Annotated in this window: 10 protein-coding genes and 1 pseudogene; 1 reads left to right on the top strand and 10 read right to left on the bottom strand. The window is 44.9% G+C overall.

Going from position 1 to position 13,018, the window contains the following annotated elements:
• Window positions 1-554 precede the first annotated feature (554 nt).
• The 5 genes and pseudogenes from ACRRSW_RS00860 to ACRRSW_RS00840 all read right to left on the bottom strand — a co-directional run.
• Window positions 555-790 (bottom strand): annotated as a pseudogene (locus ACRRSW_RS00860) (hypothetical protein); the annotation flags it as partial.
• Between the two features lie 43 nt (window positions 791-833).
• Window positions 834-1,589: an EndoU domain-containing protein gene (locus ACRRSW_RS00855; RefSeq protein ID WP_432460637.1), complete on the bottom strand. Its 756-nt coding sequence runs from the start codon at window positions 1,587-1,589 to the stop codon at window positions 834-836.
• A gap of 244 nt (window positions 1,590-1,833) precedes the next feature.
• Window positions 1,834-2,637, bottom strand: coding sequence for a PoNe immunity protein domain-containing protein (locus ACRRSW_RS00850; protein ID WP_432460636.1), 804 nt, complete (start codon window positions 2,635-2,637; stop codon window positions 1,834-1,836).
• Window positions 2,634-3,386 (bottom strand): PoNe immunity protein domain-containing protein, encoded by a 753-nt coding sequence (locus ACRRSW_RS00845; protein WP_432455091.1) that lies wholly within the window; start codon window positions 3,384-3,386, stop codon window positions 2,634-2,636. Before ACRRSW_RS00845 ends, ACRRSW_RS00850 begins: the two co-directional genes overlap by 4 nt.
• 8 nt (window positions 3,387-3,394) lie before the next feature.
• On the bottom strand, window positions 3,395-3,712 hold the full coding sequence (locus tag ACRRSW_RS00840) for a hypothetical protein (RefSeq protein WP_432455092.1): 318 nt from the start codon (window positions 3,710-3,712) through the stop codon (window positions 3,395-3,397).
• Between the two features lie 314 nt (window positions 3,713-4,026).
• On the opposite strand from ACRRSW_RS00840, the gene nfi reads away from it, so the two are divergent.
• Complete coding sequence (gene nfi, locus ACRRSW_RS00835) at window positions 4,027-4,701, top strand: deoxyribonuclease V (protein WP_432455093.1); 675 nt, start codon at window positions 4,027-4,029, stop codon at window positions 4,699-4,701.
• Here the strand turns inward: nfi and ACRRSW_RS00830 are convergent.
• Genes ACRRSW_RS00830 through ACRRSW_RS00810 form a run of 5 tightly spaced genes read right to left on the bottom strand, consistent with a single transcriptional unit; the run spans window position 4,694 to window position 12,958 of the window.
• A complete protein-coding gene (locus ACRRSW_RS00830; RefSeq protein ID WP_432455094.1) occupies window positions 4,694-5,563 on the bottom strand; it encodes a hypothetical protein in 870 nt (289 codons plus the stop codon). The genes nfi and ACRRSW_RS00830 overlap by 8 nt on opposite strands.
• Window positions 5,563-9,960 carry an RHS repeat-associated core domain-containing protein gene (locus ACRRSW_RS00825; RefSeq protein ID WP_432460635.1) on the bottom strand — a complete coding sequence of 1,466 codons (4,398 nt, stop codon included), beginning with the start codon at window positions 9,958-9,960 and terminating at the stop codon, window positions 5,563-5,565. Before ACRRSW_RS00825 ends, ACRRSW_RS00830 begins: the two co-directional genes overlap by 1 nt.
• Before the next feature lie 16 nt (window positions 9,961-9,976).
• Window positions 9,977-10,855 carry a hypothetical protein gene (locus ACRRSW_RS00820; RefSeq protein WP_432460634.1) on the bottom strand — a complete coding sequence of 293 codons (879 nt, stop codon included), beginning with the start codon at window positions 10,853-10,855 and terminating at the stop codon, window positions 9,977-9,979.
• Window positions 10,848-11,135 (bottom strand): PAAR domain-containing protein, encoded by a 288-nt coding sequence (locus ACRRSW_RS00815; RefSeq protein WP_432460633.1) that lies wholly within the window; start codon window positions 11,133-11,135, stop codon window positions 10,848-10,850. Before ACRRSW_RS00815 ends, ACRRSW_RS00820 begins: the two co-directional genes overlap by 8 nt.
• An 8-nt stretch (window positions 11,136-11,143) precedes the next feature.
• Entirely contained in the window at window positions 11,144-12,958 is a 1,815-nt protein-coding gene (locus ACRRSW_RS00810) for a type VI secretion system Vgr family protein (RefSeq protein WP_432460632.1), read from the bottom strand.
• Window positions 12,959-13,018 lie beyond the last annotated feature (60 nt).

Genomic DNA, 13,018 nt, shown 5'->3' with positions numbered 1-13,018 from the left:
AGTGTCATGACCTCCTCTATTTACTTCATAATAAATACATCGATAATTTAAATATCGCATCGTACCGCTTCATTAAATAAAAATTATAAGGACATCTATGTCTCGTTCAACAGGTCGACAACGGTTTTGGTTTCAACAATCACGCCAACAAAATAATAAACCCGCTAAGTAGCATATTTCTTCTCAAACTACATCATGTTCTAATAACGGCAAACACAAATAGCCGTTGTTAAATCATCGTGAGCATCCATATTGCTCAAACAAACATATAAACCAAGCCTTTACTTATCAAGACCTAAGATAGCTCCCATTTTGAAGAATACGGCGGTGGCGATTGGGCTCGTACACATACCAGATAAATTGGCCTTGGGCGGTGATTTTACGGCTACGGCGACCTTCTTCCCGCGCGCGTTGTAGCGATATTCGGTCAGCCCCTGCTCCGAGCTATGCTCGGCCACCAGGCGGCGGCCGTCATCATAGCCCCAGCGCCACTGCCTGCTGCGCTTTTCAACCAGCTTGCCGTTATAATTCGGTTGGGTGTCTAGTTAGGCAGTAGCATAGGCACAAACATCGATGGCAAACACCTGAGTTAACAGAAGAATACGCTGCTCTACCCACTCTATGCGATGCTCATAGCTCTGCCCGGAGTGAGAGGCTTGCCACAAAGAAATCCACGCCGAACACAGCGGGAGACACATTGATAGTACGGTGTATCTTGGAGACTGACCTGTGATTGACGTGAACGCGACACAAACAAGCACCCTGTATATTTGGATATGAATATAAGCATTGTTGCTTATGCCTACTTTTACCAATTAGGGTGGGTGTCTAGGTTATCTTCTAGGTGTTACACCGCTCCATTTATTTCCAGTAACCACCTTATTTTGGTAAGCAGCATCCACCTCGACTTTAATTCGATCTGCGGACCACGAATCTGGAAACATCGTAGATATACCACCATTATTAGTTTTAGGTAAGAAATCACCAGGACTAGACGGGTCTGGTACTTCTATCTGAGCGGTATATACGCCTTGAGCATTTGGTTGAGACTCAGTTCCTGGTATCACACGTACATTACCTGTCGCTGTCGAATAACCACCAACCACATTTCCATTTGGTTTGACTTCTCCACTCAGAATGTGACCATCGAAATCAATGGGTGCGGTAACATTACCAACATCTCTAGTCGCAATTGCATTTAAATCGACAGACTTATCTGAAACACTATCCACCAACTCAGAGGGCTTACCACGAGACTTCCACTCTTCAATACTCCCATCGCCACCATTCGCCAACCACGTGCGATGTCCCAGCTCATCTTGCTGAGCTTGTTGCTGAATAAAACCGGCTACATCATCTGAACCCGCTCCTACTTCAGCCGAATAAAACAGCAGTGCCCATGGTGTTTTGGGTATCAATGACGCCAATAAGGACCTTTCCGCAACAGCATAAACCGCTTGGTTGGCGGCTTGCCGCGTAGCGTATTGTCCTAATACTTGCGAGCCTGTTGATGCTAAGGGCTGAGCAGCCGGAGCCAATAGAGGGAGTCCAGCAACCAAAGGGGCACCATCCTCTTTACACAAACCCAATGGGTCTACCCAGTTAGTCGGGCTTGGAGTGTATTGGTAGAGGTTTAAGCCACCGAGTAGTTCAATCGGGTCTTGCTGGATGTAGCGCCCTTGCTGTGGGCAGTAGTAACGGTGATGGTTATCATGCAGGCCGCTTGCTCTGCTTTTATGTCATTAGGTTTATTGACACCACCCAAGCCAAGGGATTAGGTGATTGCTTACTTAGCCTTGTAAATATAAAAATCTATAAATGAAAGTTGAATCATTAGCCTCGAACAACCCCCTTAATTAAGGCGCGGGGAAACATTACATGCTCATTCATGGATGCTTTAGGAGTGTCAAAAAGCGTGACTATTAAAGCCGCTTCAAAGCACCAGTAGCCAACGTAATAGTCGGTGTATTCAAATTCACAGTCACATAAATGCTTATCGAACCAATCTGCATCTTCTAGGCTGTCGTACCACTGCCTTATAAACACATTCAGATGTTCTGCTTGAGCATCGCCTTTACTATTTATGGCATCCAATAGCGCTTGATATGTGCAGGGGTAGTAAAGTGTGGAAGAAATGGGGCGGTCATACCCTAACTTATGGGCAATACGGTCTAATAGCGCATCGTTACCCTGTTCACCAATCATGTCTAGAACTTGTTGAATATGCGTTTGCTCTGCACCCACCGCAACCAACAAGGCTAACCACCATAAAGCGTAAACATAGCGATTAATATTGGCTGAGCCGCAGGCTTCACCTACCCCACCTAAACGCTCAAAGTCTTGGCGATAACATTGGTGTACAGCGGGCAGTTTATCTGCGGTGGCACTTAGCTGCTGGCGATAAGGCAATATCGCCAACACGGATAACTTAAGAGAGGCCATATCGCTACCATAAGAGTAATGCGCGACTGCACGCATGATGGCAAGCTGGAAGAGTTGCTGGGCCACATCGACTTGTTCACTGAGCGAGGTAAAAACCCCTTCATCTAGCGCCTGTTGGGTTTCTGCTAGCGCTTCGTCTAAATCGCTTAACAGCTCGCTAAAATAGGCCTCATCACGGCGTTGGTCTCGAATCACTGCTCACTCCAGTGAACCAAGTCTTTGGGGTAGTATTGATGGTCGATATAGAGGCGGTCATCTATCTCATAAAGCTTAGTAATTAAAGCCGCTTCCCAGCACCAATAACCATCGTAAGCCTCTCCATCCATCAAGTGGTAATCTGGGCTACCCTCTAGCTTGTACCATGCATCTAAGTAAGCCAACATCAGCTTAGGGCGCTCAGCAGGTTCAGCCTCAATCACTTTGAACAGTTTGTTGAAGCGGCGTTTGAACAAGACGCTCTCTGCAACTTCGCGCTCGGTATCGCCCAGCCTAACCGCGATGTTATCAAACAAGGCATCTCGACCTTGGTTTCCAATTAAATCTAAGACCTCTTGGTAGTAGGCTTGCCCCATATCTAAGCAATAGGCAAAACTCAACCATTTCAAAAAAATGTCTGCCAAATAATCTTCGCGAATTTCTTCCCAACCAATACGATCTTTTTGCTCATTTGAAGGCAAGGCATCTGCGAATTGCTTCTGTTTGCGGCGATACTCAATAGCCATTTCTAAGAGATACTCAAACTCACTTAAGTCATCCCCAAGCGAATAGCGTTCTTGCATTAACACAATATGATTTGTCAGTAGGCGGAAAGACAAATTGAGCTTGGTTGAAACACCCAACTCAGCTTGTGATGAAAGCTTTAGAGCTCTTTTTTTAATCGACTCTTGGCTGTAGTCAACTAACTCTTCAAAATATTCTTTGCTTTTATTCGTATCCCTAATCATCTTGTACCTTATAAAATCAATCCTGAACTAACAACTTTAGCGTGCTTATCTAATCGCTTTGCGACGACTGTGCCATCTGCTTTATTGCGGATTAACATTTTTTCAACACTACCATCACCCTCGTCAAGCGCGTCTAGAATCCTATCACGCTCTTTCCTGCTAGTGATGCCTGCATCCCTTAGGCGCTTGTCCGTCACCCAGTCATCACTCATCTGCTTGCCAGTCGTTGTCTTACCCAAGCGCGATTTGCCGTATTTCGCCTCGGTAATCACAAAATCAGGGGGCGGATTGGGGTGTTGGTAAACACCATCGGGACGAGTACTCACGTTCTGATGTCAGAACCATGCGCACTGCGTGTTCACGGACTTCTGGGGAATAGGTAATTCTTTTGCTCATTGGCTAATTCTCTCAAGAAAGTTAGCCTCCGAAAAACTAAGGGCGATTCACCCTTTACAACAACTGAAAACGTGCATAATATGCTGATTAATTATAGCCTTTGGGACAAAACGATCACCCAAAGCAATAGAATGTTTCTAACCACTACATGCAACTGAATGCATAACGAATGGGCAATACATAAGTATATTGGATTAAGTGCCCATGATGTTCATTGCTGTAACCAAACAGATACAGATTTCTTATGCAGCCAGTCATTACACACTCTTGGGATATTACTGAAACAGAAGCCTTGCAACTTCAGCACTCACTTGCAGCTAAAGTAATACAAAAAGATCAATTTGGTAAAATTCATCTGGTTGCCGGAGTTGATGTCGCCTATTCCAAGGAAAGCAACAAACTAATAGCTGCAGCCGTCATTCTTGACACAACTACTTTAGAAGTAATCGAAACAGCGACAGCAACTGATACTGTTAATTTCCCTTACATTCCTGGTCTATTTTCTTTTCGCGAGCTACCACCGCTAATGAAAGCCTTTTCAAAGCTTAAACACACACCTGACTTAGTCATTTGTGATGGACAAGGTCTTGCTCATCCCCGGCGCTTTGGGTTGGCCTGTCATTTGGGAGTGATCTTTGATGTACCGACTGTCGGCTGTGGCAAGACACGATTACTCGGAGAACATGAAAATCCAGATACAACAAGAGGCGCAATTGCGCCTCTTGTTGATAACAATGAAATAATTGGTAATGCATTAAGAACGCAAACTGGTATCAATCCTATTTACGTTTCAATCGGCCACCGTATTTCACTCGCAACGGCCTGTGAATGGGTACTAAAACTCTCTCCTAAATACCGGCTACCAGAGACAACTCGACAAGCGGATCAAACAGTTCGTGCAACCTTAAAAGCTAAATAATAACTTCTTCACCATTAAACCTCACATAACAGTTAGGATGTGCTAGTTTGAAATGCTTTACATCATCATTTGTCAAAATGTCAGATTCCACATACAACTCAGAAAGCTTAATCAGTCTGATTATTTTTTGAAAACTTACATTAGTTATACCAGTATTATATATTTGAAGCTGCTGAGTGTCTTTCAGTCCATCACCCTGAAGTAAATCACTAAACATACTATCAGTTATATTCGAACCAGAGATATTTAACTTCGTTCCGCCACTAATCTCTCTCAAGAAGTCTGGACTATAAAACTTATCAACTAATACTAAGCCTTTTGATGCTTCTATTTCTTGGAAATAGTGACCACGTACAGTCAATAACGATATCTTTTCTTCAGACTCAAAATGCAGGGCCATCTGAAACTTACCTACAGCATGAATACAAAAGTCTTTAATACTTCCACCCTCATCCCATACATAATCTTGTGTCATGCGATCATCCTGTTCAGCATGCTCTAAACTTTGTAAAATGCCATTTAAATACTTTGCTTCCGAGACTTCCTCTCCATTGTCATACTGTTTTACTATCGAATGTTCACCCTTATAAAAAAAGTAAGCAACACCGTTATATAGCTCTCCTCGAAATTTAAAAGGTTCGTCAAATCCGTCTAAAAATTCAGCATCAATTTCTAGTTTACTGGTTTCATAAAGTGGAAATGGTAAGGTGTAATCGCCAACTATTTTCCCTTGGCGACATATTTTTTTTTCAACCACAACACCATCGACAACATCTATAATGACACCACTAAACAAGCTCCCGCAATAGAACGCTTTATTGAAACTATCAAATTCAAGTTCACTTTTAACTACTATCATCATCAATGACCAGTCAATATATCAAAACCCTGTAAAATACCACTACAATGATTACAAGCTGTAAATGGCCCACCTTGACCAGGGCTGTTCTGAAGCTTATAGGTTGAAACTTGTACGTTACTAATATCAAAACCTGGCTTTGCTTTCACTTGATTCAACACATAATTTGCAGACTGTATTTCCGCATGAAGCCCTGGCATACCCTTCAACCCTTTTTCATCACGAAGTCCAAACTCGGCACCTTGCCTCACATGCGCTTTGATTTGGTCCCTTATCACAGGATTTAAATCATTACCAGTTTTCGCATACAGCCTTGTTACTTCATCCAAGTAAGCCGCTTGGTCTGTTATTCTGATGAAACCATTATTTTCCCCAAACCTCTCAGTGCCCGGGAAAGTTCTTCCTTTTTTCATAGAGAAAGGAATATTTTGAAAGGTTTCACCCACAATGCCTTGCTCAGCTATACCAGCACAAGAAAGTGCTACCCCATCCGTTCTACCTGCTGCAATTAATGCATTAGCTTCAATTTCAACTCTAGAATTTAAATTATCTCCAAATATTTTTCTGATAGAAACTATATCATTTTTCTGCCCATCGCTCAGCTTAAATTCATCTGCCAAGCCAGTTTCCTCAGTAACATTAGCCACCAACTCAGAGGGCTTACCCCGAGACTTCCACTCCTCAATACTACCATCACCACCATTAGCCAACCACGTTCGATGCCCCAGCTCATCTTGCTGAGCTTGTTGCTGAATAAAACCGGCTACATCATCTGAACCCGCTCCGACTTCAGCCGAATAAAACAGCAGTGCCCATGGTGTTTTGGGTATCAATGACGCCAATAAAGACCTTTCCGCAACAGCATAAACCGCTTGGTTGGCGGCTTGCCGCGTAGCGTATTGTCCTAATACTTGCGAGCCTGTTGATGCTAAGGGCTGAGCAGCCGGAGCCAATAGAGGGAGTCCAGCAACCAAAGGGGCACCATCCTCTTTACACAAACCCAAAGGATCTACCCAGTTAGTCGGGCTTGGAGTGTATTGGTAGAGGTTTAAGCCACCGAGTAGTTCAATCGGGTCTTGCTGGATGTAGCGCCCTTGCTGTGGGCAGTAGTAACGGTGAAAGTTGTGGTGTAAACCACTCTCATCATCATGATATTGGCCTTGAAAACGCAGCGGGTTGCTAATTTGGTTAATACTTAGTTGCTCTATTGCACCGTAGGCCTGATAGTGGGCTTGCCATACGATGTTGCCTTGCTCATCACTTAAACGAATAGGCGTGCCGAGGTGGTCTAGGTGATAGTGGTAAACCTGGCCTTGTTTAATCATGGCCAGTGGGCGGTGACTATTAGGCTCGTACACATACCAGGTAAATTGCCCTTGGCAGTGTTCACCGATTAACTGTTGGCCCTCCCAGAGATAGTCAGTGGTGCCGCTGGAGGTGATTTTACGGCTACGACGCCCAAGAGCATCGTAATGATATTCAGCATGTTTCCTCCCCTCACTCAGCCGAACCAGTTGGTTTAAACCATTAAATACCCGCTGCTGACGCACCTTACTTTGGCTAGCGAGTACTTGATTGCCGTAGCGGTCGTAGCGGTAACTACGCTCGTTGAGCATCAGCAGCTTATCGCCGGCCAACTCGCCTTGTTTGGGATTAGCAAAACTGTCGAAACTAAAGGCTTGATTGTCACCGCTGTGAGAGGTGGCTTTGGTGAGTTGGCTAAGCGGGTCGTAGCTGTAATTTTGTGCGCCCAGCTCACTATCGTTGACCCCCAGCAATTGGTCGCCATCATCAAAACGGTAGTCACGCGCCAGATTTAATGTGTCGCCCTGCCACTCTTGCTTCAGCAAACGCCCTTGAGGGTCGTAATGATTATGCTGTTGATGACTAGCACTGAGCTCGCGGTTTAGCTCGCTGCCGCTGGCATTAAACTGGCGGGATATCAGTGCTTGGCCATTCAATGTTAGTGCACTTAAGCGACCGTGTTCATCGTAGCGATAACGAAGCATACTGCTGTCAGGTAAGCGGGTTTGGCTGCGCAAGCCTTGCTGATTAAGCTGATGGCGGATATGCCAGTCGTCTTGCCAGTGTTCCTGTAACTGACCATTGGCAAAGTAATTAAAACGAATTTTACGAGCGCTATTATTGGCTTGGCTTAGTTTGCCTTGTAAGTTGTAAGCAAAGTCGTTAATTAAAGTCATGCCATTGGCGGTGCTGCGCTGCTCAATCACTTGGCCTAAGCTATTTCGCTTCAGCTGCACCAAGCGCTCGCTGTTTTCCACTAACTGTATTAGTTGACCAGCCAGGTTGTATTGATAGGCTTGCTCGCGCCCATCAAAACCGATGGTTTTACGTATACGCTCACAACTGTCGTATTCCAATTGATAACGCTGACCGTCGCTACGCTCAATGGCTGTTAGGTTGCGCTCTTTATCGTAGCTAAAAGCAAGCCATGAACCATCGGGGTTAATCTGTTTACTAGGCTGCGATAATCCTTGATATTCAAAGTTGGTGGTATGACCAAGCGGGTTGGTTCGGGCGCTGAGCCGTCCAGCTTGGTCATAGGCGTATCGCTGGCACCGGGTGTGCTGTGGCTGGTCTTGGTGATAATGAACTACCTCAATCAGCTGCCCTTGGGCATTACGAACATACTGACTAACCCAACCGTAGGCATTCACTTCACCATTACATTCTCCAATAGCGTTATAGCTGTAGCGCGTCAGGGCATCGCCCACTTGCTTGGCGCTCAGCAGACCTTGTTCGTTCCACCAAAATAACTGTGCAGGCTGATTACCGGCAGACTTGTTGATTAAACGACTGTGCGCATCGTAGCGATATTGAGTGACCACACCTTGCACGTCGATTTCTTGGGTAAGTAAACCTAAGCTGTTGTATTCCCGTTTGAGTGATGAACCATCGGCATAGTCAATCTGATTCACAAAACCTAAACGATTATAGGAATAACAAGTCAAGCTTTGGTTCGGATGGAGCTCGGCAACTAACTGGCCTGCACTATTATAATGGAAACACGTAGTTGTCCCATTTGGTTCAGTTTGGCTAATTTTTCGCTGGAGCTCATCATATTCAAATCGCCAAGTGGCACCATCGGGCGCAATTTTTTTAAGAATTTGTCCCTGTGGGTTATGCCAATAGGTCCAACAGTTACCGTAACTATCAAAACTGCGGCTTAATCCCTGTTCAGGCTGGTATTCAAAGCGGTAGTGATAGCGTTCGTTGTCGCCCCATTGCTCGATACAACGAGCATCTTGAGCGGAGCCATCCCAAGAAAAATAGTGACTAAAACCCGAGGCGCGGGTGCGCTGAATAAGCAAACCCTGTTGATAGCGATAGCGTTCTTGTTGAGCAAAACGATTCGTCGCGTCGACCAACTGACCAGCGTCGTCGTAACTATAGCTTGCATAAATTTGCGCATCTTGAGCTCTACTTGAACGCACCTCAAGTAAATGGCCATTTAGGTCGTAACGTAAGTAAATGCTCTGGCTTCGATTTACTTCTACAACCGTAAGCCGCTGCGCCGCTGAATAAGTCAAACGGAAAGTGCAATCGACACCTTCACTTAACTTGGTAAGCAGCCAATGTTGTTGGATTTTACTAAAGCGCAATAATTTGCCATCAGCATGAGTGATAATCATTTCATCACTTTGATGCCGAAGTACCATACCCGACCTGAGCTGGACACTTTTGGCTCCCACCGCAACATAGGGAAAGCGGAATACTTGACCCAATGCGTCGGTAAATTGCCAGCACGGCTGTTCGCCGAAATCTTCCTCTAAGCTATAATGAAAATTACTACGCCAACCCAGACCCAGTCCCAGATCAAGGTGGGAGCAACTAGAACGATAAATACGCTGCCAGCACAGTGCTACATGCCCCTGTAGATGAACATCTACCAACTGAAGGACTTCCTCACCACTACTCATCGCAACAGGATCGCCGCACAATACGGTATCTTGATGATCAATCGATTGTGCAACAGGCTCACTTGCGTGCTGGTCTTGAGTTTGTACTTGAGTCTTCGAGCGCCCTCCCGGAGCTTTGGGTTCATTTTGGACGGATGAACTCCGAGAGGGAGTCGAAGCAGGAGATGAAATCGGCAACTGTTTTACCCGCTGCTGATAACACCAAATTTCGCCAGAGAGTAAAGCATTTACAAGCTGTTGCCGCGGCTGCTTTCGCTTATTTAAAGGCAACAAAAGATAAACCGTATGCAGCCCTTTTCCAGCAGCATTGACGGCCCCATTAAACTTCGTTAAAAACAGCTCAACGCTCGCGACATCAGTAAAAGAAATTGATGTTGAGGTATTTTTTTTAATGCCTTTAAAAAACTCATAAGCAAAACCATCGTTAGCGGTTACAACTTGTTTTTGGGTTCCATCCATACTACTGTTTACACCACTAAGCGACCCAACGAAGCGTCATTGCGCTCCGATAGGCATCATCGGAAAGAGCCAGCTGAAAGCTTGTTCCAACATATTTTTGCTGCTGATACAGCATTAAACAATGGCATAAGTTATAGATACCACTACACACCCCCAAGTCGCCAATCAGTGCATCGGCAAAGATAAACTGGCTGCGCGATGTAAGGCTGTCTTGAAAATACTCAACACTGTGTAACCAGCCATCCCTCAAAGCTTGCGGCAACGCAGTTGGGAAATAACATTGGCTGAGCGACTTGCCGCATTGACGCTGATAGCGCTGAATCAGTGCTGCAATCGTAGCTTGAGTGCTTTTATCTGAAGTCTGCACTTCGTAACTGGTCCAAGGGATCACAAAGCCTTTGTCTGCTGGACGCAGTCGGCCGGCAATAAAACATTGGCTGGCAGGAGTGCTCGGTTCTCTCACAAGAGTGATTAAACGCGGGTCCTCATGGTAGGCAATGAGCTGAATATCACTCACTTGCTGTAGCGAAATCAGCTTAACCGCTTGACGCATAGCTAATTGCAAAGCACTCCGGCCATAGGGGAACAAATACACTTTGGCTAAACCTTTTATACTAGGGATCAAGTCAAGAAGCCGCTGATAGTCTTTCCCTTTAGCCTGAACAATCGGGGCCTCGGGTAGTAATATGAAAACCGCATCGGCATCCCAACGAAGCTCAAGCAAACGCTCGGTAACTGTGTGGTCAAAACTAAAATGGCGTAAGCAGCCTTGCTGATGGAGCCTTAATTCTGGCTGCAAGGCCTGCTTCTCGCTAAGCTCAAAAATATTGACTGGGTCATCGTATTGGCCCAACTGCATCGCTTCAATGTCTAGTGTTAAAATCATCTTAGCCAATTAACACCGTTGGATTACCTGCCAATATCTTGCCACCATGGTCGGTCGAGTCACCTAAGCGAGCTACCGCTTTTCCCCCTACAGTGACCGAACCGGAGCCCGTAGAAATTGAATCTGGAGGGCCAATGCACACTAATTTGTCACCAACACAGGTAACTGGCATCCCGCCCACAGTGACTCCTCCATTACCACTGGCAACGGGCCCTCCCACATGGGGTACTTTATTTTCAACCTTAGGGCACATATGAAACGACCCCAACGTTGCGACTGGCTTACCCATGTAATTTCCTAGTTTAACGAGATGGAAGGCGCCTTAAGGGCGATAGCCGAACCATTAATAGAAATGGACGAGCCCTTAATGTCGATATTGCCACCACTCGATAAAATAATAGAGGCACCACCAGCCTTAATTGTGACCTGACTGCCAGCCACCAAATCGATATTTTTGCCAACATCGATCAGCAAGTTTTTACCAATGGTTTCAGACTGGTTTTCCACAACTTCAACCGTTAAATTTTTACCGATTTTTTCGGTTTGGCAGTTCTTAATCTCTGTCTGTAAATCCTTCTCCGCCTGCAGATAAAGTAATTCTTTTCCGGCATCGTCATCAAAACGAATCTCGTTGAAGTTACTTTCCCCGCCCCCCTTCGTAGAACGCGTTTTAATACCCGACTGGAATTTCTTACTGGGTAAAGCGTAGGGCGGCATTTGATCACCGTTGTACAACGCTCCGGTAATCACTGGTTGGTCGGGATCACCATTAAGGAAACTCACCAGTACTTCTTGGCCCACTCTCGGTAAAAAAAATGCGCCATAGCGGCTACCCGCCCAATTTTGCGCCACTCGGATCCAGCAAGAACTACTGCTATCCGGCTTGGCTTCACGATCCCAATGAAATAAGACTTTAATCCGGCCATATTTATCCACGTGGATATCTTCACCTGGATCGCCAGTGACTAAAGCGGTTTGAGAGCCATGGATCAAGGGGCGCGGGGTGACCTGTAAAGGTCTGAATAGCACCTCGGAAGGTATGCACGAAAACTGATTGTGTAATACCTGACCACTATTTTTCGCGGCTCCCGTTTGACTAACGATGGCGACACTTAAAGACAGCTGGGTAATCAAATAACTTTTGTTCAGCTGTTTTGGATCTTCATGAGACTTGAAAGTAAAGTATTGGCCTGCCGAAAAAGTCGCGCAAGTACTACCACCAGCACACAACAAGGTATCTCTTTGCATCGCTTCTAAAGCAATATTCGCAGAATTTTGCAACTCCGGGTTTAATTCAGAACCAGCATAGTATTCAAAGACTTCACTACTTAATTGCTGTTTACTTACGGCTACTTTTTGTTGCTCGCCCTTTGGTTTTACTTTGGGCTTTATAAAATCAAAACCATACTTAACCGAGCGTCCAGCAGGGAGCTGAAAATTACCGTTCCAAGAAAAAACATGCGCTTCGGCTAAGGAGCCGGTAGTAAAAACGACCTGCGACTCTTCAGCCTCTCGGTAAGCGGTCAAAGCATCGACTAAAACCACAGAATGCTTGCTCTTACGATGTTCTATAAAATAAAAAATGCCCGCCTCTTCTAATAGGCGATGCACAAAGTCTAAGTCACTTTCGTTGTATTGAACCTTAAAAGCCAAATTCGAGTAAGTTGACTTAAGCTCGCTCTGCATCGGTACACCGTGTTCAGTAAGTATCTTTTTGACAATTTGTTCTACACTAAGCTTCTGAAAAATTCTGCAATTGATTCGTTGCTTTAAAAAATGTAAACCCGATACCAGCTGCAAACGATAATCCTGATATTTTTCCCCTTCGGCTTCGCTAGAAATACGACTACCTAATGCATGGATGCTAGAAACAAAACCATTAAAATAGCGAGTAACAGTTTCTTCAGATTTTTGGTAATCTAATTTAACCGTCACTGATTTACCAATAAGATCATCCTGAGAAATAAGCTGACCATTGCTATAACAAGAAACATTTATAGAAAAAGGAATAGAGATACCTTCTTGAATATCAAATTGAGTAAGGTGGAGTACATCCTTACCTAAAGGTGTTTCTATTTGTATGATATTCTTGCTCTGGCTTGCCTTTTTCATATTTCTCATTTTTCACAATAAATAAAGATAAAAACGGGATAGTTAAAAACTACCCCATAG

The sequence above is a fragment of the Agarivorans sp. QJM3NY_25 genome, from assembly GCF_050870875.2.
Classification (GTDB): Bacteria; Pseudomonadota; Gammaproteobacteria; order Enterobacterales; family Celerinatantimonadaceae; genus Agarivorans.
This window is presented reverse-complemented; position numbering and strand designations above follow the sequence as displayed.

What these genes read in the sequence shown, in the direction of transcription:
- ACRRSW_RS00815 (WP_432460633.1), bottom strand. Translation starts at nt 11,135, where the DNA reads ATGGGTAAGCCAGTCGCAACGTTGGGGTCGTTTCATATGTGCCCTAAG.
- nfi (WP_432455093.1), top strand. Translation starts at nt 4,027, where the DNA reads ATGCAGCCAGTCATTACACACTCTTGGGATATTACTGAAACAGAAGCC.
- ACRRSW_RS00830 (WP_432455094.1), bottom strand. Translation starts at nt 5,563, where the DNA reads ATGATGATAGTAGTTAAAAGTGAACTTGAATTTGATAGTTTCAATAAA.
- ACRRSW_RS00845 (WP_432455091.1), bottom strand. Translation starts at nt 3,386, where the DNA reads ATGATTAGGGATACGAATAAAAGCAAAGAATATTTTGAAGAGTTAGTT.
- ACRRSW_RS00825 (WP_432460635.1), bottom strand. Translation starts at nt 9,960, where the DNA reads ATGGATGGAACCCAAAAACAAGTTGTAACCGCTAACGATGGTTTTGCT.
- ACRRSW_RS00810 (WP_432460632.1), bottom strand. Translation starts at nt 12,958, where the DNA reads ATGAAAAAGGCAAGCCAGAGCAAGAATATCATACAAATAGAAACACCT.